The organism is Coleofasciculus sp. F4-SAH-05 (assembly GCF_040222985.1).
Lineage (GTDB): Bacteria > Cyanobacteriota > Cyanobacteriia > Cyanobacteriales > Coleofasciculaceae > Coleofasciculus > Coleofasciculus chthonoplastes.
The window spans coordinates 17174-40106 of the sequence record NZ_JAVKBY010000051.1 but is presented as its reverse complement, the minus strand read 5'-3'; the positions used below and the strand labels follow the sequence as shown (position 1 = coordinate 40106).

Below are 22933 nucleotides of genomic sequence, written 5' to 3'. Positions count from 1 at the left end.
TCTTCCTCTCATCACTTGTCTATAATCAAAAACAACTACTGGACGACCCGCTGCACAAATTAACATAACCAACCTATTAATTTTATCGGGGAAATCCTGAATCGGGTATCGTAAATTAAAGGTAAACACCGCCTACATTAGACGGGGGCGAGTCGAGACAAGTTAATTGGAGACACCGCCACATTTGATCAGCGACTCGCCCCTACAATCCCAATAATCCCAATAATCCCAATAATCCTTACAATCCCTGACCTTGCGGCAGGACTAGGAAATCTTGAGGAAGTTTTGTGGTAAGCTAATGAACATTCAAAATGCTTGACTCGGATTATGCAGTTAAAAGTCTATCAAACCAAAAAAAAATTTTTCAACGCCATAAAAGTTATATCCACCAGTCTGATCAGTGGCGCAATTGCACTAGAAGTCTGGAATATTTATGCTTTATTCAGTGATCTGAGTGTCCCAAAAATCCTGGAACCCGTTGTTTGGCTGGGGCGTTTTGCTATTACCATTCATTTAGTTGAAGCGATTATCGCGGCGGCTTATGCGCCTTCTAGACAAAAGACACCCATTGTCTATGCTACATACACATTCTTTGTGGGGACAGTGGGTTTGTTAGAATTATTTGATCAGGAGGATGAGTAGATGGGGCGAAACTTTCCATCCTTGTTATCAGTCTGGATTACCTGGTAGTCAGAACTCAAGACTCTCGCACTTTTAACAAAATATGAAGCTTGTCTATGCTATACCCATAACCTTATGCCTAACCAGTACCTTTGGCATTGTTGTCCCTATTGCCTTGTGTCAAGTTCCGGCTAAGATACCGACACGAGTGATTAGCCAAACTCTCGCCAACAATCAAGAAGAACGTCCTATGGGCGGGTTATACATTCAATCGGAAGAGGGACAACAGCAAGTCTTTCCCCTCAAGCATACCGAGGTGAATGCCAAAGTTACAGGAAATGTCTCTCAGGTTGAAGTAACCCAGACCTTTGAAAACCCCTTTGCGGAACCCTTAGAAGCCGTCTATGTCTTCCCCTTGCCTGATGAGGCTGCGGTGTATGATATGGAGATTAGAATCGGCGATCGCACGATTAAAGGGGAGATTAAAAAACGTGAGGAAGCCCAAGCCATTTACGAACAGGCGCGTCAGGAAGGGCGAACGGCGGGACTCCTGGAACAAGAAGGGGCCAATATTTTTACTCAGTCTCTCGCCAATATCAAACCCGGAGAACAGATTGATGTCACGATTCGCTACACCGATAGCCTAAAATTTCAGGGCGGTGACTATGAATTTGTGTTTCCCATGGTTGTCGGACCCCGCTATATTCCCGGTACTCCCATGGATAATAGTGGAAATACGAACCAAGTCCCCGACGCCTCCCGCATTACTCCCCCAGTTCTCAAGCCGGGAACTCGTTCGGGACATGATATTAATGTAACCGTAGAGATTAATGCTGGTGTACCGATTCAGGATGTGCGTTCCCCTTCCCATCAGATTCGCAGCCAACGCCGAGGTGAAACCGTACAAGTACAGTTAGGTGGGGAAGACACAATTCCCAACAAAGACCTAATTTTACGCTATCAAGTCGCAGGCGATCGCACGCAAGCTACTATCCTTTCCCAAGCCGATGAACGGGGTGGACATTTTGCCCTTTACCTCATCCCCGCCCTAGACTATCGCCCTAATGAAATTGTCCCCAAGGATGTCGTCTTTCTTATGGATACATCGGGTTCTCAACGGGGTGAACCGTTGCAGAAGTCACAGGAATTGATGCGCCGCTTTATTAATGGGTTGAATCCAGAGGATACGTTTACTATTATCGATTTTGCCAATACGACGACTCAACTGTCGCCGCAACCTTTAGCCAATACCGCCCCAAATCGCACTCAGGCACTAAATTATATTAATGCGTTGCAGGCAAATGGCGGTACAGAATTAATGAATGGGATGCGGGCGGTGTTAAACTTCCCGCCATCTGCACCGAATCGCCTGCGAAGTGTGGTTTTACTCACCGATGGCTATATTGGCAATGAATCGGAGGTAATTGCTGAAGTACAACGACAAATCAAACCGGGTAATCGTCTCTATAGTTTCGGTGTCGGGAGTTCGGTGAATCGCTTCTTGCTGAACCGTTTAGCGGAGGTGGGGCGGGGTACAGCCCAAATTCTTCGTCAGGATGAACCCACGGAGGCGGTGGCGGAAATATTCGTCCGCCAAATTAATAATCCAGTATTAACAGATATTCAGGTGACTTGGCAAGGAGAGGGGACATCGACGCAAATCTATCCCCTAGCTGCACCCGATTTGTTTGCTAATCAGCCTTTGGTTTTGTTTGGACGGAAATCAGACCGTCGTAATGGCACGATTAAGATTACCGGGATGGCGGCGGGGGGTCAACGGTATGAACGAACTCTATCGGTGAATTTTGATCAAAGTACCGATAATCCGGCGATTGCTCAATTGTGGGGACGCGCCCGGATTAAAGACTTGATCAATCAAATGTTTGGCGGTGAAACTAAGTCAGGTGTAGAGGCGGTAACGCAGACGGCGTTGGATTATCGCTTATTATCCCAATATACGGCATTTGTGGCGGTGAGTGAAGAAGTCCGAGTGGAAACCGATGGAACGCGGCGACGGGTACAAGTTCCGGTGGAGTTACCAGAAGGGGTGAGTTATGAAGGGATTTTTGGTGCGGATGATGTCGGGAATATGAGTGGAACCGCTAACTTGGCACCTACCTCCCCTGCTGCAATACCCCGGATTAGACAAGCTGGGGGAACTAGAGGCGGTGGGGGAAGTATGCTTGAGTCGGAGTCTGCTGACATAACCCACCAAGGTTCTGCTCAACTTGAGGTGATGAAGATTGAAGGGTTAGAACCGGAAAAAGAAAAAGATGCGATCGCGTCTCTGACTCAACATTTACAATACTTGAATCTCCCAGAGGGTTTCACTGGTGAAATTATCTTTGAGTTGCAGATTCGCGATGGTGCGGTTCAACGAGTGATCCTCGACGATATCGAGTCAACCTTACAGGATAACGCCATTGTCGATCCAATTCGGCGATCGCTCTTAGGATGGTCTACTTTAGAATCTGTTACTGGAACGATTCGAGTTACCTTGCGAGTTCCATAGGTACGCTAAAACGTCGGTTAAATAACTCAGGGAAACGCGAACACTCCTACGAATACGTTAATGAGGGCGGGTTTTGTTGAGAGGTTATCATTAACCCGCTTACCTGAGTAGCTAAACCCGCCCCTACACTTGACGCTTCACCACCTTTGAGGGAAAGCTTTTGACTTTTAAGGTCTGCGAAGCCTTACTAACATAGTGGAAAAGGTCAAGAACACAAGCAATTTATCACCGCCGTTTGCGATATCTACGTTGTTGTCGGTGTCTGGCTATTTCCTTGCGTTTGTGCTTTTCCAAGGGAGTTTCAAAAAAGCGGTTCTTCTTCATGTCTGAGAAAATCCCAGCACGAGATACTTTGCGCTTAAATCGCCGAAGTCCAGATTCAATTCCTTCATTTTCTCCAATAATAACTTGAGCCATGCTTATCTCCTTTGAAGCTCAACACAAAAAGGGCAGACATTTACCTGCCCTCAAATTTCAAAAGCCATAATAACTTAATTCCTTATCGTTCCTAAATTTCAGGGAAAAATAAGGAAATCAGCTTTTGACACTCCCACCGCTAAACATTTAATGCTATAGCGGTGAACAAGTTTTTTCACAAGGCGCGATTTATATATATCACCGCTCTCATGGAGTGTAGTGATATCAGTATGACACACGTGACATCATCCCAACATCGAATCGAAGATTACAATAAGGGCTTCCTAATATCGCTATTAGGCATTGCTCCCCTACGCCAGTTATCTAGGCACATTGCCCCCGATACCTCGACTTGAGAGCCAATTTCTTGCTTCTCCAGAGTCCCTGGATACGTTTTTAGATCATGGTTCAACTCTAACACGATTCAATCAATTGAGTAGGGGTTCAATGCCCCGAAGTTGGGGAGTCCATGTATCCCGACACTGACCTCACGGGTACAGTTCGGGACTTATAGCTCCCCAAACCCCTCGCCAGTTAAGTTAAAAAGAGCCACGGTTATAGCCGCCACCGCGATTCCCATTGCTTCGTTCCCGTGGTCTTGCTTTGTTAACCTTCATTGAGCGTCCCATCCATTCAGCACCATCAAGGGTTTCAATAGCACTGTCTTCGTTAGACTCAGACTCCATCTCCACAAAGGCGAACCCTCGTGGACGTCCGGTTTCACGATCTTTTGGTACACTCACGCGAGTGACGCTACCGTATTCTGCAAATACTTCCGTCAAATCCTCTTGAGTGACATCGTAGGACAAATTACCAACGTAAATAGACATAAGGCACTTCCTTTTTACTGAACCTGTAGCGAGTTACATCGGAGAAGTGCCTGCGGACAAAATCGAAATCGAAAAAATCGAAACAAGCTTACTCTACCGAAAATCAACCGTATATACTCTAACATCGATGGCGGGAGTTTGGCAAGATATTATCAGGTTCAAATATTAGTTCAGTATTTTGCCCATGATTATAGTCAGGCAAGTCAATCTTAGAGGATGTCAGAGGATGTCAGGAACCCCACGACTATAAGTCGGGGGCTTGAAAAACCCAAACCTGACCAGTCCGGTTCGGCGGGGGAACAGAGGAATGTGTAGAGACGTGCTTTTGAAGCGTTTGGCTTTACCGCTTACGTCGAGAAACCGTAGGGGCGCAAGGCTTGCGCCCCATTTAACGTCAAATCTATTCCACAATTTTAGCTGTGTCACGCCGCAATTGTGGGCAAAAATCAAAACTTAGTCAGGGCGGGTTTTGCATAAAGGTTATCAGCAATGGCGACATAAAATTCCCTAAACCCGCCCCTACAAATATATAGGGTCTGCTGAATAAGTTTGGGGGTGAGGGGAGGGAACAGGGAACAGGGAACAGTAAGGGTTTGAGATTTGTTTCCATAACTTAATCTAGTTAAGTTTATTTCCACTAACCTACTTACGCACTAAGGTTAGGACAAATGAATAAAAATTTAAATCGCTCAATCCCTGGTAAGGTAAGCTTTTGTCTTCACTATTGCCCATTCACTATTCCCTGGCGTGTAGCGCTATACTTTTGAGCGAAAGACTTTGCCAATTCCTAATCCTCAATCGTGATATTTCTGGCATCCAAAAATTTTAATTGTTGGTAGAGCATGGTTATTTTGGGAACCGCCACCCCAACCGCTTGCGCCGCCCGCATTGGGTTGCCAAACATGGCTTCGACTTCCAAGGGGCGATGACAATCATAGTCAATTTTCATACTGGTACGATAGGGTTTCATTTTCATCGTATAATCCAACATCTTTTGAATAAAGCTCTCCTTTATCTCTAAACTATACCCCGCCGCCCCGGCTACAACCTCTCGCATCAGTTGTTCCGATAGCTGATACCCATGACTATCTTTCATCATCGCATCAGTTGTGGCATCTAAGACGACAGATAAACCATTATAGGGAATATTCCACACCAATTTTTTCCACCGGGCGAGGAGTAAATTCTCCGCAAGCTGAATCGGAATATTGGCTTGCTCAAAGTCAGCCGCAATCTGACGCATTGTTGGCGTAATTCCTTGAGGTTGGTGGTTATTTCCATAAGCACCTAGCTGGATTTGACCATAATCGAGATGGTGAATTTGACCCAAACCAATTTTATTAGAACAGACAAAGCAGAGTCCCCCTAATACTTCCACCGTTTCCCCGACTATGGCGGCAATTTCAGGTTCAACCCCTAACCCATTTTGTAACGTAATCACCACAGTTCCAGGTTTGAGCAGAGGCGGAAGCAGGTGCGGGAGGAGATGATTTTGGGTGGTTTTGAGGGCGATTAAAACGACATCACAAGGGGGCATTTCTTTGACCTGGTTATAGGCATTAACCTGGGGTAAAGTGAAGTCTCCCCAGGTTGACGAAATTGCCAAACCATGCTGCTTTACATAGTCATAATCACGCCGGAGGAGAAAATGGACATCGAGTCCAGCTTTTTGCAAGCAAGCGCCGTAAAATCCTCCGATCGCGCCTGTACCGATGACGGCGTATTGTCTTCCCATAGGCTGAATCCTTTGATAATAGTAACGGAACCCGCCCCTACAAGAATCCGGGCGGGTTTTGTGGGTAAGTTATCGGTATCCCCATTTATTTATTGTATCCCTAAACCTGCCCCTACAAGTGAATGATTATTTATAAATTTGCTGTTGAATCGCGTTAATTAAAATATTAAACCCCGATTCGCTGTGAATATCGGGGGTGAGGGTGTTCATGTTTTGTAGAGTATCGGTGAGTCCATCGATTGTGGCGCGAATCTCGGTGTATTCGTCAATCGAACTTCGTAAACTGGGGAGGTTGGCGGAAGAGGTGATTAGTTTTATTTTGTTTTCAAGTTTATCGATTTGTTCTTGCCAGTGAATGATCTAATCAGCACGGTCAATTGGGTCATAAATCTTGGCGTCAGATAGGACAATTGGGAAGATTCTGTTGTAGAATTCGCCATTGTTGGCAATCTGTACCAGTTCATACATACAGTTTTCGGATTTGAGATAGCGATCCCCTATTCTTATCTATCTGTATCTGAAGACGCGATCGCACATCCATTCAACCCCAATAACCGAGGGTGCGATCGCTAGAACAGGGCGACCCGATCGCATTAAATGGAATAGTATTGTTAATTAAACCAAGCGGGTCGCCCCTACAGGAGGATGATTGGGGTTTTGGTTTGGGTATCAGGGATGAATCAAGGTTGGCTTCCCATCTATCTGTATCTGGAGACGCGATCGCACATCCATTCAACCCTGATAACCGAGAGTGCGATCGCGAGAATAGGGCGACCCGACCTAATTGAATGGAGTGGTGTTGTTAATTAAGCCAAGCGGGTCGCCCCTACAGAATTTGGTATTACGTAGGGGCGGGTTTCACGATTACCGTTTTTGACTTCACCTATAAATAACTAAACCCGCCCTGACTAAGGTTTAAAATCGAGCCAACTGCTTTAAAATCTTCAGCACCGTATATAAATCATTACCCGGATTCAGCAGCGAGAATAACCGGGACAACCCATACTGGGGCGACTCTCCAGGTATCACTTTCAGAAAAATAACACTCCCTCCGGTAGTAATCATGCCAAAACTCGGCTGTTCCTGATTAGGATTTGCCAACATATAAGACAAAATTTGTGCTAATCCCGCTTCAATCGAAAACTCCACTTGTTTAGATTCAATCACCATCACCCAGACGGTATCCTTTAAAACCAAAACATCCAGAGTTCCCGTAATAATTGTCTCCTCATCTTCTGTGGCAATCTTTACCGATTTTTCCGCTTTGATATGAAAAGGGGCTAAGTAAAATCCCCCAATAAACAGCAAGGGGTCAAGAATTGCCATTCTCACCACGCCTTCCAGCATGGGCGGATAATTGAGCAAGTTAAAATATCCAGCTTTCACCTGATCAAGCTGTTGGTGTTGCAACTCAGTAATTTCGGGCAGATTCCCTTGCCACTCTGGAAAAAATTGCGGAGCATGGGTGAGTTGCAGACCAAAATTAGTCCTTAGTTCTCGCAGGGTAACATCTCTGGATTGAATCGTTTGAACCATCTGTCTTTCCCCCTACTTAGTCGGCTAATCTTATCCATTGGTATCCTGCGATCGCGAATTGGTTTGAGACGGGGCGAATGACGTAGAGGCGGGTTTCACGATTAGGGTTTTTGACCCCAATACCACTAAACCCGCCCCGACTACGTTCTAAATTCTATCCCCTCCGCCCCTCTGCACCTCTGCACCTCGGCTTCATCGCTTCCCACTCAATTTCCGCCCTAACCGACGGAATCCCCCCATAGCTCCCACCAACTCCGGATACACCGGCACCAATGGGGACTTCTCCCGACTAAACCGCACCGCCAACGTGCGAATCAAGGTCAAGATTTCCGGGCGTTCAATCTCAGTTGTCGGGAATTGCAATAACGCCTCCAATGTCTGCGGTGTACCAATCCGACTTAATGCCATTGCCGCTTGCTCCCGGACAAACCAATCATTATCCTTAAGCAAGGGCATTAATGCCTGCAATGCGGGTGCAGTACCTATACGTCCCAAGGCTGTCGCCGTTGCGCCTCGGATATCGCCATCGCTATCTTTTAATAGGGGAATTAACGCCTGTAGCGCCGCTGGAGTACCAATTCTCCCCAATGACTCAATCCCCTGTTTTCGCACTCGCTTATCCTGATCCTGAAGAATCGGGATTAACGCGGTTAACGCCGGAGTTGTCCCCATCCGCCCTAACGCCGCCGCTGCTTCCTGACGCACCACCGGATCAGTATCCTCTAACGCCGGAATTAACACCTCCAACGTCTGAGGATTCCCCGATCGCGCCAAAGCCTCCGCCGCTTCTTCTCGCACCACCGGATCAGCATCTTGCAGTGCTGGAATTAACGCCTCCAGGGTTTCCCTTGTGGCAATTTTCCCCAATACCATCGCCGCTTCTTCGCGAATCTGATTCTGGGGATGATTCAAAGCCTGGATTAACGCCTGCACTACCGTGGGATTTTCCAGGTGAATCGCGCCACTGGCTTGCCAACGAACAAAGCTATCCGGGTGATTGAGCACCTTAACCAATTCCTGCAAGGCTTCTGGTGTACCAATCTGCGCCAACGCCATCGCCGCTTCCCCCCGGACATAACTATCAGTATCATGGAGGGCAACAATTAACGCCTGTATCGCCGCCGATGTCCCAATTCGCCCCATCGCCGCCGCTGCTTCACCCCGAACCACGGTATCCTCATCCCGGAGGGCGGGGATTAAGGCTTTCACGGTTTCGGCATCGCCAATATAACCCAAGGCGGTAGCGGCTTCCCCGCGCACATACCAAGGTCCCTGATTTAGGGCTTTAATTAACGTAGCGACGGCGGAGGGACTACCAATTTGACCCAAGGCGGCAATTAACGCAGCGACGAAATCCTTGCGGGTATAATACTGTTTCTCATCCAAGTCCTGCTGCAATTTTTCCGCCATCTGGGAATTGGTTTGTCCTAAGGCGACAACGGTAGAAGCAATGAAGCCGACGAAGGGGTAATGGTGCCACAAGTCATAAATGTGGTCAATCACCTCTGTGATTAAGGGATGAGACAATTGATCACATTCAGCGATCGCACGTCCAGTTAATAAGAGTAGCGTCGAGAATATATCATCTTTTTCCTGAGTAATGCAGGCGAGTAACGGAATCGGATCATCCATTAATCCCGCCAGGAGACTGATGCTTTGATGCCAATCATAATCCCACAAATGGGCTTTCACCAATGCCATACCCTGACTGGGATTCTCTTGAATCACCCGCTGCAAATAACAGGCGGTTAAATAATCCTGGGTAATTCGGTGAATAAACACATAACGATCGCCTTCTTGAGTCAATCGATGCAGAATCCCCTGTTCTCCAGACAGTTGTACCAAGAGTTGGGCGGGGGTTTGTTGGCTTAAGGGTTCTAACGCCTGATCCTGGTTTAGGGCGTTAGCGATTTCCTGTTTCAATTCCTGGGAATCAAACACATCTTGCCCTTTACAGGTAAACTGATAAGCTAGGTCTTCCAATAAGCGAATTTTAACCCCACTCTCTTCCGCCCGATGATGCGTCCATTGACTCAGGAGATACTCGACAGTTTTCTGATAAATTTGACTGCGACGGGCGGGTAAGGTGAGGACTTGCTCATAATATAAGCTGCACAGTAAATAAAGTAATCGGGGATTTTGTGCCAAGCCGCGCAGTTGGGGATTTTGTCGCAGTTGTTCAATTAAGCTGTCAGCGGAAATCCCGTCTTTTTCTGAATCCGTGCCATGTTTAAACCAGGCGTGAATAAATCGTTCAATCTGGGGTTGACTCAGTGGAATAATTTCCACTTCCTTTGCCCCATTAATAAACGCGCCACCATACCCGACAATCCGAGAGGTACAAATAATCGGACAGGGATGGGTTTCCAGGAATTGGTTCAGTTTCGTGGCTAACGCATTGCGATCGCGTTTGGGAACTTCATCTAAAGCATTGAACAACAACAGACATTTTCCCTGACGCAATTTTGCCTGTAACCAGGGTTGAATATCCGCCCAGGTTGTGGGATAATCCCGTTGAACCAGGGATGCGATCGCGACCGTGATATCATCTGCGGTTTCATGTAAATCCACTAAGCGGATAAACAAGGGAAAAACAACATCCTCGACGGTAATTTGAGCATCCACCAATTTTTGCCGTTCACTCGCCGCCATCCATGCGGCTTCTCGTCGCAATAGCGCACTTTTCCCCATTCCCGGATCAGCCAAAACCATCAGGCGCTGATAGTTTTTCTTTGCCTGTTCCCAGGGAACGCGATAACGCTTTGCTTCTACGTCGCGATTTTTTATCGCATAAGCGCGTTTCAGTTCAGCTTCTGATTCTGCGTAGCCCCAGAAGGTTTCCACCTCATGGCGATAATTGCGTTCGCGGGTAACTTGAATTGGGATATAGAGAGATTTACGGGGAATCGGGTGTTGGGTATGTAAAAGGGTTTTATATTTAAAATGGGATTCGATATCCTCCAGAAACTGGCAAACGGATTCGATTTTCGGATCACGGTTCAGTGGGCGAGTGTCCTCGGTTTGGGTATCTTGAGAACTTATCATATTCGTACCCCTGTTGATTAAAGCGGTTTTGTATCAAGCTGAAAAGTTATAGCGCTGACTTGATGGCACGCTTCGTGCCGACTACGAACGAATCTGGGTGAAGTCAGGATCTATGTAACTTATGGAAGTTGCGATCGCGTTTAGTCTGGATTGTCTTAACTCACGACTCAAAGCAGATCGCTATACTATGATCCTATAATTATATCCGTTAGGATTCCAGCTTTTCATCCCTGAACCCAATACTGTCATTCTGAGTGGAATCCAATACTGTCATTCTGAGTGGAGCGAAGCGGAACGAAGAATCTCTACAAATGTGTCGCGTCCCATCCGAGCTTACCCCCAAAGGAAGTGAATAGCAAAGCCTAACCTATTTTAAGTCGAATCGTGTCATTCTTGGGGGAGCGATCGCACAATGAAGACTTTCTGGCAAAATACATCACTGATCACCCTCATGTTCTCTACGTCTCAAACCAATCTGCACTCAAATCACGCCATTGAGGATTGATCGATTCAATCAAAGCAATCTTTTTAGCACGTAACCACCCTTTAATTTGCTTTTCACGGGTGATTGCTTCCCTAACGTCAGATGTTTCCTGATAATAAACGAGTCGATTAATATTATATTTTTGAGTAAATCCAGGAATCAACTTTTGTTTATGTTCGTATACGCGACGATATAAATCATTTGTTACGCCAGTATAAAGCGTCTTTGAACGATTCGTCATTATGTAGACGTAATAAGTATTCACCTTGTTTTATTGAGTTAGTAAATTTTGGGCGACGTGAAAACTCTCCCTCTTGAACTAAGTAATGAGATGCTTCGTTCCGTTCCTTCGCTTCGCTACGGACTCCACTCAGCATGACATTGTTATATCAATATACAGCGCTTCGCGCTCTTATGGAGTACAGTATTAGCCCGCTATCCCTCAAACTGCTAGATTGATGTTGTACCTCATAGCAGAGGAAAGCGCTGTATTAGTGTCATTCTGAACGTAGCGAAGCGGAGTGAAGAATCTCTGCAAATGTTTCAGCATCTACCTCAATTCACTTGAGATAAAAGATGATAAAAATAAAGGTTAAGTCAAATCTCGTCTAATTTGCGCGATCGCAGAATTCAACCCTTCACTGTGAATCCAGCCTACATAGCCCCCGTACACCATTCTGTCATGACTATCCGCCACAAAAACATGGTCAACACCCAAGGGATTTTTCCATGTTCTCAACGCTGCACCATCCCTGAGTCGAATAATCGGATGAGATTGCTTAAAATCCCGGTGATGTGCAGGAGTCATACCTGGAACCCGTTCTAAAATTGCGATCGCGTCTTGAGTCACATCGGTTAAGTAAGCATCCACCACAGTATCACAACCACACCCATCCGTTATTGTCGCTTTTAACCTATCCTTAATATCCCCATCAAAGAGTGACAGCGCTTCAATCTCCTCAATCAACCTCCCATGAGGTTCACGCTGACGCCGCTGACAATAAATCGCCGTGAGTAAATCCTCAAGCCCCACCTCAGCTAACGCATCCGTAATCAATCCCGTCAATCCCAAAACCGCAATTCCGCCTAACATTCCCGCCGGACCCCCCAGCAATGCTAAAGCTGCCGTAATCGCCGCCGCCCCCGTCAATCCTGTCGCCGCCATTGTTACCACCAGAATCACCCCAGGTAATCCCAACGCGGCAATTTTTTTGACAACTTCATCCATTTTTATAACCTTCTTTATCACAGAAACGAAAAGTGTTTAGGCTTTCTATATCAAGTCTAACCCGCCTCTATCACTCGACTCGGAGCTACGGGATTAAATGTATAAAACTATACCAAACAAGGTTTAGCGATCGCATAAAAGCTGGCTCCAATTTGGTAATAAGGTTGACGGCTCACCTTCCGGTCACTTAGGATTATTGCCAATGCTATGTTATCTCAGTTATAATAAAATTGCCTAATTCAAAAATCATAATAATATAATGAATGATTTATTCAAAAATGCTTTCATACAAGCATTAGGAGTGGCTGCATTAGAAACAATAGATTTTACGGTTAAAGACGTTTCGTGCATCGCGTCTGTAGGGGCGGGTTTAGGGAATTCTGTTTCGCTATTGATAATAACGTCAATTCAAAACCCGCCCTGATCATCTGTCGCTGTCTTTTTATTACGGGTCAATCACTTGTAATTGACATTGCTCAAAAACGTAATTAACGGCTTTAAATAATTGCTCTAATTCGTAAATTGTGTAAGATTTAATATTTTTTGTAAATAACCGATCGCTCAATTTGCCAAATTCCCATATTTTGCCGTTGGATACTATCCCAAAAATCGTCTGCCCTTCAATTCCATTAATTTTTTGGCAAGCTACCATTTCCGCCCCGCATTGTCCCCAACCAGCGGTAAAATCATCTTTTTTTGCCTCTATAGCCACAAAAAAAGGCTGTTCAAATACTATCTTACCGAGAGGAGATTTATGAGCTAAAAGATAATCGGGTACTCCTGATAAATCTTCATTATAAATCAAACTGTGATGACTCCAAAGCAACCACTTTTCCTTATACTCTAACCAAACTTCGGTTAAAATTGGTGCGATTAAGTTTTCGCAAATCGCTGCTTCTGAATTATCAACCACGCCTTCTGTTAAAAGGATTTCAAGCCTTTGCTTGAAGTAATCGTTTACTATAAATTCAGATTGTACAATAAAATTGTTTTCTTTGTAAGTTAACTCAAAAGCTTTGATAACCATTGCCAGGTTTTGATAACCAGTGAAAGGCATTTATCATCTCCATTGTTAACTTGATGTTTCTCAAAAATACTATAGCATCAACTGATCGCCTCAACAACACCATTATCTAGCAATCGCCATAGCGGTTAAGACACATCATTGTAGAGACGCGCCATGGCGCGTCTCTACAATGGTGCCGAAAGTCCTAAGTAGTCAGACAAAAGAAAACAACAAGCCTCAAACCCTTACAAAGGACAAATGACATAAGACAAATGACTATAACGAATCAGCGGTCTACTGAACCCATGATTACGTCAACACTACCGAGAATCGCCATAATATCTGCTACCTTGACTCCCCGCAAAATCTGGGGCACAATTTGCAAATTATTGAAATCCGGTGGACGAATCTTCCAACGCCAAGGAAAGATATTATCATCCCCGATAATGAAAATTCCCAATTCTCCCTTGCCACTTTCCAAGCGAACATAGTGTTCACCCTGGGGAATCTTAAAGGTTGGCGGAATTTTCTTACCACTATACTGATAATCAAAATCATTCCACTGGGATTTCTTTCCTTCAGCCATACGTTTGGCTTCCAGATTTTCGTAAGGACCACCGGGCAATCCTTTTAATGCCTGACGAATAATTTTCAGGGATTCCCGCATTTCCCGAATCCGAACTAAATACCGGGCGAGACAATCCCCAGCGGTTTCCCAATGGATGTCCCAATCAAAGTCGTCGTAACATTCATAGTGGTCAACTTTCCGCAAGTCCCACTTCACGCCTGAACCCCGTAACATCGGACCTGAAAGTCCCCAGTTAATTGCTTCGTCACGGGTAATCGTACCCACCCCTTCAACACGACGGCGGAAAATGGGGTTGTTGGTAATTAGGCGTTCGTATTCATCGACTTTGGGGGCAAAATAATCGCAAAAGTCTTCACATTTGTCAACCCATCCATAAGGAATATCAACCGCTACTCCACCAATACGGAAGTAATTATTATTAATCAGCCGTTGTCCGCTGGCGGCTTCCCACAAGTCGTAAATTAATTCCCGTTCCCGGAAGATGTAGAAGAAAGGAGTTTGCGCCCCCACATCAGCCAGAAATGGTCCTAACCACAGCAGGTGATTGGCGATGCGATTCAACTCCAGCATAATCACGCGGATATAGCTGGCGCGTTTAGGTACCTCAATATCCGCTAACTTTTCTGGGGCGTTAACGGTGATCGCTTCGTTAAACATTCCCGCTGCATAGTCCCACCGACTCACATAAGGGACATACATAATATTGGTGCGGTTCTCGGCTATTTTCTCCATACCGCGATGCAGGTAGCCGATAACCGGTTCACAATCAATCACATCCTCCCCGTCTAAAGTGACGATTAAGCGGAGAACGCCGTGCATGGACGGATGATGAGGACCCAAGTTGAGAACCATTGGGTCGGTTCTAGTTTCGATTTGTGCCATAGTGATGTATTTTGGTTTCCGTTACATAAGACATACCCAAATCTGCCCACTTGTGGACATATCTGGTGCTTACTTCCTGTTTCATTCTGGCGGTGTCGGCACCTTCCCAGTCCACAGGCTCTCCCCCACCTAACTGGCGGCTTGCTCGCTTCTTAAACGATGACTGGTGATTAGCCATCATGCCTAACACATTAAGATTTTCTATTCCTATCATGCTGTGGTTTTTGGCTAGATAAGATGTGAGCTTGTGTAATGGGTATAGCTTAATTGACAGCCTTTATTGCTCATCGCTGATTGCTTCGCTTATGTTTACTTTTATTGCATTTATTTAATTATATGGAGTTTGACGCACCAGCGACGCAGTTTTTTCATCGTTCAGTACTAAGTCAGGAGTTAATCGCCGGATTAACGATTCGTCCAGGTGGGCATTATTTGGACGCGACGGTGGGTGGCGGTGGACATAGTGAGTTAATTCTATCGGCTAACCCGGATGTCCGTGTCACCGCTATTGACCAAGATGCTCACGCGATCGCAGCAGCAGAAGCCCGGTTAGCCCCCGATCGCGATCGCATCCAATTTTGGCGGGGGAATTTTGTGGACTATCAACCGCCAGACTCGTTATTTGATGGCATTGTTGCTGATTTAGGTGTTAGTTCGGCTCAACTGGATGTTCCCTCGCGCGGCTTTAGTTTTCGCCATCCAGCTAATCTGGATATGCGGATGGATCAACGCCAATCCTTAACCGCCGCCCAGATTGTTAATCACTGGGATGAAACCCAACTGGCAAACATTATTTATGAGTATGGTGAGGAACGCTTATCCCGGCGGATTGCCCGGGCAATTGTGGAACGCCGCCCCTTTGAGACAACCACCCAATTAGCCGAGGTGATCGCGCGATCGGTTCCCAAAAAATACCGTTATGGTCGGATTCACCCCGCCACGCGCACCTTTCAAGCTCTCCGCATTACCGTTAACCAAGAGTTATCTGCTCTGGAAAAATTTCTCAATTCTGCGCCAACTTGGTTAAAACCAGGCGGCAGAATTGGTATTATTAGTTTTCACAGCTTGGAAGACCGTCTGGTTAAACACCACTTGCGGGATTCACCAATATTGCGGGTGCTTACCAAAAAACCCATAACTCCACAACCCTCGGAACGGGATGAAAACCCCCGCGCTCGTTCTGCCAAGTTGAGATTGGCTGAGCGTCTTTTAAGGGACAAGAGACTACAGGGCTAGAGTCAGTCGAGTCATCCTATGGGCGCTGGTACTGGATTGGGAAAATCAGACTAGAATACTCTGCTTTTTCAATGCATAGTATGACTATTTTGTCAACGGCAAAGACGAAGTTAGTGTTCTAAGATACAAACAGGTGGCGACGTCCTTATCGTCACCAATCTACTGTTCTTTTTATCCCCAAGTTGGTGTCAATAAGCAGATGTTGCTGAAAAATTGCTGAACATGTCACTCTGGCGAAGAAATATCAGGGCAGATGCATCCAGCCAAACTTAATCTGACACCAGGGAGTTCTACTCTGAGGCAGCTTAAGGTGAATGTTTGGTGTTATTTCATTTTTAAGAAAACATCTGGCAAACTTTTGGATCTTCCAAAATAGACTGTTCCTTTTGTTGATGACTCACGCTTGCCCTAAATGAATTATGAGGGAAATTGTAATCGGGAGCCTCAGGGTGTCCCTAATGATGCCTATTCTTGGTTATTTGTGGTGGATCGGCTCAAAATCACAGATTGAACGACAACCGGGCTGGTTCTATATGCTGGCGGGTTACGCTTTAATTTGTCTGGATGGGTTTATGGATTTAGTTAACCGTACTATTGGTTTGACCACCCGAAACCCGAATCCAATCGATACGCTGATTCTAATGACGCTGGTATATCTGGTGGGATTTGGACTGTTGGTTATCGGCTTATGGCAATGGTTACCGTTTGTTGCCAAGGTCAAGAAGCTAGACATTTTGTCCCCTTCATACCCTAACTCGGAAGAGTATTATACCTGCAAACAGTATGCTCAAGTCGGTGCGATCGCCCAGTCGGATGAAGGGCAGCAAGCGATAGCAGACTGTCTACACACTAAAGCCGAACTGCAACAGCAAGAAGCACAATTTCGGGCAATTACTCAAGCCCTTCCTGTACCTGTCGCGATCGCACGAGTCTCTGATGGCACGATTGTCTACGGGAATTCCCACGCTAAGGTAATGTTTGGTGTCGCTACCTCAGAGTTAGTCGGCAACTCAATGCCCGATTTTTATGAAAATCCTGCCGACTGGCAAAGACTGTTAGCCACATTAGACCAAAAGGGTGTTGTCCAGAATGATCAAGTTCGTGTCCATAAAATTAATGGCACGCCCTTGTGGGTAACGGTATCAATGCAGGTGTTGACCTTAAATCAGGAAAAAACAATTTTGAGTGTATTCCATGATATCAGCGATACCTATCAGCAAATTACCCAATATCAGCAAACAGAAGCCGTTTTCAAAGACAGTGAAGCTTGCTATCGGACGTTGGTTGAACAGTCTCCCGACGCGATCGCGCTCTTAAGCCAGGGAACCCTGGTTTATATCAATCCTAAAGGGGTCAAACTACTGGGAGCCATTAGTCAAAACCAACTTATCGGTAAACCTTGGTCAGAGTTTAGCGCTAAGGATCAGGGAAATCAGAGAAATAGGAGAGATCACCAAGTTGTTGGTTCTGAACATATAGAGAAATTCTCTGATCAGAAACGAAGGTCGAATCCACCTAACACCCTAACATTACCCACAAAATTCGTTCCCGAACAACTGGTAAAGTTAGATGGTCAGATCATTGATGTGGAAATTGCCCGTTTACCCGCTATTTATCAAGGTCAAGGGGCAACCCAACTGGTGATTCGAGAGGTTACCCATCCAGAACAGCCAAACCGAGAACTGAGAGTACGAGCGCGTCAGCAAGCAACCTTGGCTAAATTGAGCCAACGGGCGCTTTCGGGGCTGGATTTAAATACCCTGATGGACGAAGCGGTGAGTACGATTGCTCAAACCTTAGAGGTTGAGTATTGCAAAGTGTTAGAACTCCTACCCAATGGTAATGTGTTTTTACTCAAAGCGGGTGTGGGTTGGTCGCCGGGATTAGTTGGGTATGCCTTGGTTGGTGCCAACCGGAATTCCCAAGCGGGTTATACTCTGGTATCTCAAGAACCTGTCGTGGTTGAAGATCTACGGGTGGAAACTCGCTTTAGTGGACCCCCTCTGCTTTTCAATCATCGCGTTGTTAGTGGTGTGAGTGTGGTAATTCCGGGTCAAGAGCAACCCTTTGGAGTTTTAGGGGCGCATACCACCAGCCAGCGCCGTTTTAGTGAAGATGACATTCACTTTCTCCAAGCGGTTGCCAATGTTTTAGCCTTGGCGATTGGACATCAGCAGTCAGAGGCGAATCTCTATCTGATGCAACGAGCGATCGCGGCGAGTAATAATGGAGTAATTATTACAGACTCCAATCAGCCGGATAACCCAGTTATTTACGTCAACCCCGCCTTCGAGTCAATGACCGGTTATACCAAAGAGGAGGTGATTGGACACAACTGTCGTTTCTGGCAAGAACCTGATTATCATCAAGCCGGGGTGACTAAGTTAGCGACAGCGATTCAAGAGCAACGAGAGTGCCATGTCATTTTACAGAACTATCGTAAAGATGGCAGCACGTTCTGGAATGAACTCTATGTGTCGCCGGTCTTTGATGGAGACGGCTATTTAACTCATTTTGTCGGGATTCAAACCGATATTACCAAACGGAAGCAAGCAGAGTACGCCCTGCGACAGAGTGAGGAAAAGCTGGAGAGTATTCTCAGGTCTCTAGACGATGTGGTCTGGTCAGCGTCCCTGGAGACTCAAAAGTTTATTTACCTGAATCCGGCTACAGAACGAGTTTATGGTCGCCCCGTATCCGACTTTGTGGATTGTCCCAGTCTCTGGCAGTTAGTCGTTCATCCTGATGATCGCCAACGGGTGGAAATAGCATCTCAAACGCTGATGCACCAGGGGAGTAAAGATATAGAATATAGGGTTGTACGACCCGATGGCGAAGTGCGTTGGCTGCGCGATCGCGCCCGCCTAATTTACGATCACAGGGGTACTGCCATTCGTATGGATGGAATTGCTACCGATACGACCAAACGCAAACAAGCAGAGGCGGCTTTACTCAAAAGTGAGGAGCAATTTCGCCTCACCTTTGAACTTGCTCCCATTGGCATGGCAATGACTTCCCTTGAGGGTCAATTCCTCAAGGTTAATCAGGCATTGTGTGACGCCTTGGGGTATACGGCTCAGGAACTGTTGGCTCTCACGTTGACAGAAATTATCCACCCGACTGAACGGACACTCGACGATACCCAACATCAATCGTTGCGGCGGGGAGAACTCTCCCATTTGCAAACTGAACGGCGTTTTAGATCAGAATCTGGCAGAATTGTCAATGCTATTTTGAAGGTTGTGTTAGTTAGAGACTCTCAAGGTCAACCCCTGCACTACATTAGTCAAGTGGTGGATATTAGCGATCGCAAACGCATGGAGGAACAGTTACTCCACGATGCTTTCCACGATGTATTGACCGGATTACCGAATCGGGCATTATTCATGGATAGGCTCGAGTATGCGTTGCGACGGGCAGGGCAACGCTGGGACTATTTATGTGCGGTGATTGTCTTGGATTTAGACCGTTTCAAGGTGATCAATGATAGTCTGGGTCATTTGGTCGGCGATCGACTCCTGAGTGCGATCGCCCAGCGATTAGAAGGGTGCTTACGCCCCAGCGATACCTTAGCTCGGTTAGGGGGAGACGAATTTACAATTCTACTGGATGATATCCCCAATACGGGAGCAGCCACAGATGTGGCAAAATCGATTCACAAAACGTTGGAATCCTCATTTAACTTAGATGGGTATGAGGTGTTTACCACAGCCAGTATCGGGATTGCCCTGAGTGGTATGGGGTATAACCGAGCGGAAGATTGGCTCCGAGATGCAGATACCGCCATGCATCGGGCAAAGCTTCAAGGCTCCGCTTGTTATGTCATGTTTGATACCGCCATGTCCGGTCGCGCCCTTGCTCAGTTACGCTTGGAAACCGAACTGCGATGGGCAATTGAACGCCAAGAACTAGAGGTTTATTACCAACCGATTATTTCCCTGGCGACAGGCAAGATTACCGGGTTTGAGGCGCTGGTGCGTTGGCAGCATCCAGAACAGGGAATGATTTCACCGGGCGCGTTTATTCCGTTAGCCGAGGAAACGGGTTTAATTATTCCCATTGGTCAGTGGGTGTTGCGAACGTCCTGCTATCAGCTACGCCAATGGCAACGACAATTTCGCCACTATCCCCCGTTAACCATGAGTGTTAATTTGTCGGGAAAACAGTTTTCCCAAGCGAATTTAATTGAGCAAATTGCCCAAACTATTCAAGAGACGGAGGTCAATCCTAACACTATAAAGTTAGAAATTACGGAAAGTGGCATTATGGAACATTCCGATTCGGCGTCGGCTTTATTGGAGCAACTTAAGGCATTGAATATTCAGTTGTACATTGATGATTTTGGCACCGGATATTCGTCGTTAAGTCGCTTACATCAGTTTCCCATTGATGCCTTAAAAATTGACCGTTCCTTTGTCAGTCGCATGGGTGATGCGGGAGAAAATGGGGAGATAGTGCAAGCGATTGTGACCTTGGCTCACAATTTAGGCATGGATGTTGTGGCAGAAGGGATAGAAACGAATATGCAGTTAGCCCAACTGCGAGGGCGGCGATGTGAATATGGTCAGGGATACTTTTTCTCTAAACCATTAAATCGGCAAGCCGCAGAACAGTTAATGATTAATTTACCCCAGTGGTAAAGGATGAGAGGGGGAGATAAGCTTTCATCCAGGATGGTGTTTCCCAGGAAGTCGAATCTTTCATTTATGAGCATAGGCGTTGATGTTAGTCAAGGTCAGCTCCAATGTGAAAGACTCTCGATGCTCCAATCTTAGCTGCTGCGGTAGTCGGTCATGTCAATCGTTTGCTGACACTAAACACGAAAGATTTCACGCCAGAAGTCTCGGCTCCAGGTAAACCAGCGACAGCATTAATAGAAAATTTTGGTAATGATTATCATTATGATAATCTAAAGGGGTTACTCTTGCCGTGCTGTCCTGGAAAAGGAAAGTGGCTCTGGGCATAGCGATAACCCCATCAGGATTTCGCACCGATTGGTCGGGAGCGGTCATGTTTGTCGTGACGGCTTGACTTCCTACTTGCTCACGTCAACGTTTTGGAGAATTAGTGATCATGCCAAATTATCGCTGCCTAGTTACAACAATCCTGGCTTTAGGAATCGTGTCTTTAGTCGGCTGTGGACAAACAAGGGAGACCAGATTGTTTCAGTAGAGTCTTTCCCGTTTAATCTGAAGTTCCCCCAGCCAAAAAATTGAAATTGCCTCACCGTGCGGCTTTGCGCGATCTACTCCTTGCTGGATGAAAGCATCCCCTTGACAAGTGGCTGGGAAATCTAGCAAATGAAATCGATCTAGTCGCCGGGGTTATAATTATTTCAATAGAACCCAGACTATCCAGCCCTGAGAGGTGTCTATGCTACTGCAAAACTTAAAGGAAGAAGCTGTCAAGTTATCACCGAGCGATCGGCTTGCGCTGGTTAGTGCCATCATTGAGTCCTTGCAGAGTACCCCAATTGCCAAGCCTGGTCGTTCTAGTGCAATTCGACGAATGCGTGGCTTACTCAAAACAGACCAACCCGCACCAACCGACCAAGAAGTAGCTGCGATGTTGGAAGAGCGTCGGGTGGAGAAATATCTTCAGTGAACGTTTTAGTTGACACCAATATTCTCCTAGATTTTCTATTACAAAGAGAGCCATTTTTCCACGATGCAGAGCGACTGTTTCAGGCGATCGATTCTGGTCAGATCGTTGGGTATGCCACAGCTACAACGCTCACAGGCATTTTTTACATTGAACCATAATTATCAACAGGATTAATCGTTTATTTCGGATCTTAACTTGCCATGCACTCTGCTAATTCTTGTCGAATCCACTCTGCATTTAAATTTCGTCCAATGAAAACGAGTTGATTCCAACGAGGAGGGTGAGAACGTTCACTTTTTATATCACATCGTTTACCACTTAATTGAAACAGATGGCGTAACTGACTCCCCTGAAACCAGAGAATGCCCTTACCCCGATAAACATTGGTGGGTAGGTTATCGATAAAGGTTTGAAATTTGGGCAGATTTAAGGCGCGATCGCTCTCAAATGAGACTGCCATAAACTGATCATGTTCCAGATGGTGAGACTGATGATCATGAGCCAAATGATGCTCGGCTGATGCTGCACTTTTATAGGTGCTAGGCTCATTAAGGTTCACATTCAAAATCAGTGGCAATGACACCTGTCCATACTGGGTTTGGAGGACTCTAGCTCCAGGTTTAAGGGAACGAATATAGTCCTCTAGTTGATTAATTCGTTTTGGCGCAACTAAATCGGTTTTGTTCAACAGAATAATATCAGCAAAAATGAGTTGATTCCGTGCCGCTTCACTGTCATAGTGATTCGGCGTTAACGACTCCGCATCAACAACCGTCAATATGGAATCAATGTGAGTAACGGTTTGTAATTCTGTGGTGATAAAACTCAGCATAATTGGCAACGGATCTGCCACTCCCGTGGTTTCAACCAGGATGTAATCCACCGGATCATCACGGTGAATTAACGCCTCAACCGTATCAACGAGATTTTCATTAATCGTGCAGCAAATGCAACCATTACTCAGTTGCACCATATTTTCATCAATCGATACCAAGAGTTGGGAGTCGATATCAATGTCGCCAAATTCATTAACAATAACGCCTATCTTCAAGTCCTGACGATTATGCAAAATATAATTGAGCAGCGTGGTTTTGCCGCTCCCCAAAAAACCCGTGATAATGGTAACAGGTATTCCCCGCCCAGAAGCGGTGACAGACGTGGGACGAACTTGTTTGACACTAGGGGTCATAAAATCCCTCCGGTTGAGT

The 22933-nt window shown here is 46.0% G+C and carries 17 protein-coding genes and 2 pseudogenes; 7 read left to right on the top strand and 12 right to left on the bottom strand.

Annotation, left to right across the window (positions count from 1 at the left end; translation table 11 throughout):
* The first annotated feature begins 327 nt into the window (after positions 1–327).
* Complete coding sequence (locus tag RIG27_RS05595) at positions 328–642, top strand: hypothetical protein (RefSeq protein ID WP_446343210.1); 315 nt, start codon at positions 328–330, stop codon at positions 640–642.
* A gap of 82 nt (positions 643–724) precedes the next feature.
* On the top strand, positions 725–3133 hold the full coding sequence (locus RIG27_RS05590; protein ID WP_446343208.1) for a VIT domain-containing protein: 2409 nt from the start codon (positions 725–727) through the stop codon (positions 3131–3133).
* 225 nt (positions 3134–3358) lie between these two features.
* On the opposite strand, the gene rpsU is transcribed toward RIG27_RS05590, so the two are convergent.
* The 4 genes from rpsU to RIG27_RS05570 all read right to left on the bottom strand — a co-directional run bounded on the left by rpsU (position 3359) and on the right by RIG27_RS05570 (position 6115).
* Positions 3359–3550: a 30S ribosomal protein S21 gene (gene rpsU / locus RIG27_RS05585; protein ID WP_006103066.1), complete on the bottom strand. Its 192-nt coding sequence runs from the start codon at positions 3548–3550 to the stop codon at positions 3359–3361.
* A 268-nt stretch (positions 3551–3818) separates the two neighbouring features.
* Positions 3819–3971, bottom strand: a complete 153-nt coding sequence (locus RIG27_RS05580; protein ID WP_446343206.1) for a hypothetical protein — start codon at positions 3969–3971, stop codon at positions 3819–3821.
* Positions 3972–4089: 118 nt separating this feature from the next.
* The gene (locus tag RIG27_RS05575; protein ID WP_446339857.1) at positions 4090–4380 is read right to left on the bottom strand and encodes an RNA recognition motif domain-containing protein; all 291 of its coding nucleotides are present in this window, start codon (positions 4378–4380) and stop codon (positions 4090–4092) included.
* Between the two features lie 787 nt (positions 4381–5167).
* Positions 5168–6115, bottom strand: coding sequence for a putative 2-dehydropantoate 2-reductase (locus tag RIG27_RS05570; protein WP_446343204.1), 948 nt, complete (start codon positions 6113–6115; stop codon positions 5168–5170).
* A 675-nt stretch (positions 6116–6790) separates the two neighbouring features.
* On the opposite strand from RIG27_RS05570, the gene RIG27_RS05565 reads away from it, so the two are divergent.
* Positions 6791–6925, top strand: coding sequence for a hypothetical protein (locus RIG27_RS05565; RefSeq protein WP_446343202.1), 135 nt, complete (start codon positions 6791–6793; stop codon positions 6923–6925).
* 105 nt (positions 6926–7030) lie between these two features.
* Here RIG27_RS05565 and RIG27_RS05560 read toward each other — a convergent pair whose 3' ends face one another.
* From RIG27_RS05560 to RIG27_RS05530, 7 genes and pseudogenes are all read right to left on the bottom strand, one after another.
* A complete protein-coding gene (locus tag RIG27_RS05560; protein ID WP_446343199.1) occupies positions 7031–7651 on the bottom strand; it encodes a restriction endonuclease subunit R in 621 nt (206 codons plus the stop codon).
* Between the two features lie 192 nt (positions 7652–7843).
* Positions 7844–10696, bottom strand: a complete 2853-nt coding sequence (locus RIG27_RS05555; protein ID WP_446343197.1) for an NACHT domain-containing protein — start codon at positions 10694–10696, stop codon at positions 7844–7846.
* 458 nt (positions 10697–11154) lie between these two features.
* Positions 11155–11445: a GIY-YIG nuclease family protein gene (locus RIG27_RS05550; RefSeq protein WP_446343195.1), complete on the bottom strand. Its 291-nt coding sequence runs from the start codon at positions 11443–11445 to the stop codon at positions 11155–11157.
* 327 nt (positions 11446–11772) lie between these two features.
* Positions 11773–12408 carry a hypothetical protein gene (locus RIG27_RS05545; RefSeq protein WP_446343193.1) on the bottom strand — a complete coding sequence of 212 codons (636 nt, stop codon included), beginning with the start codon at positions 12406–12408 and terminating at the stop codon, positions 11773–11775.
* Positions 12409–12853: 445 nt separating this feature from the next.
* Positions 12854–13465: a hypothetical protein gene (locus RIG27_RS05540; protein WP_446343191.1), complete on the bottom strand. Its 612-nt coding sequence runs from the start codon at positions 13463–13465 to the stop codon at positions 12854–12856.
* A gap of 235 nt (positions 13466–13700) precedes the next feature.
* Positions 13701–14885, bottom strand: a complete 1185-nt coding sequence (locus RIG27_RS05535) for an NAD(P)H-quinone oxidoreductase subunit H (RefSeq protein WP_446341215.1) — start codon at positions 14883–14885, stop codon at positions 13701–13703.
* Positions 14866–15144: pseudogene (locus RIG27_RS05530) on the bottom strand (hypothetical protein); the annotation flags it as partial. The gene RIG27_RS05535 and the pseudogene RIG27_RS05530, both read right to left, overlap by 20 nt.
* A gap of 77 nt (positions 15145–15221) precedes the next feature.
* On the opposite strand from RIG27_RS05530, the gene rsmH reads away from it, so the two are divergent.
* The 4 genes and pseudogenes from rsmH to RIG27_RS05510 all read left to right on the top strand — a co-directional run.
* Positions 15222–16121, top strand: a complete 900-nt coding sequence (gene rsmH, locus RIG27_RS05525; RefSeq protein WP_446343188.1) for a 16S rRNA (cytosine(1402)-N(4))-methyltransferase RsmH — start codon at positions 15222–15224, stop codon at positions 16119–16121.
* A gap of 458 nt (positions 16122–16579) precedes the next feature.
* Positions 16580–20761 carry a PAS domain S-box protein gene (locus RIG27_RS05520; RefSeq protein ID WP_446343186.1) on the top strand — a complete coding sequence of 1394 codons (4182 nt, stop codon included), beginning with the start codon at positions 16580–16582 and terminating at the stop codon, positions 20759–20761.
* 733 nt (positions 20762–21494) lie between these two features.
* Complete coding sequence (locus RIG27_RS05515; RefSeq protein WP_446343184.1) at positions 21495–21725, top strand: hypothetical protein; 231 nt, start codon at positions 21495–21497, stop codon at positions 21723–21725.
* Positions 21722–21874: pseudogene (locus RIG27_RS05510) on the top strand (type II toxin-antitoxin system VapC family toxin); the annotation flags it as partial. The gene RIG27_RS05515 and the pseudogene RIG27_RS05510, both read left to right, overlap by 4 nt.
* 41 nt (positions 21875–21915) lie before the next feature.
* Here the strand turns inward: RIG27_RS05510 and RIG27_RS05505 are convergent.
* Positions 21916–22914: a CobW family GTP-binding protein gene (locus RIG27_RS05505; RefSeq protein ID WP_446343182.1), complete on the bottom strand. Its 999-nt coding sequence runs from the start codon at positions 22912–22914 to the stop codon at positions 21916–21918.
* Between the last annotated feature and the right edge of the window lie 19 nt (positions 22915–22933).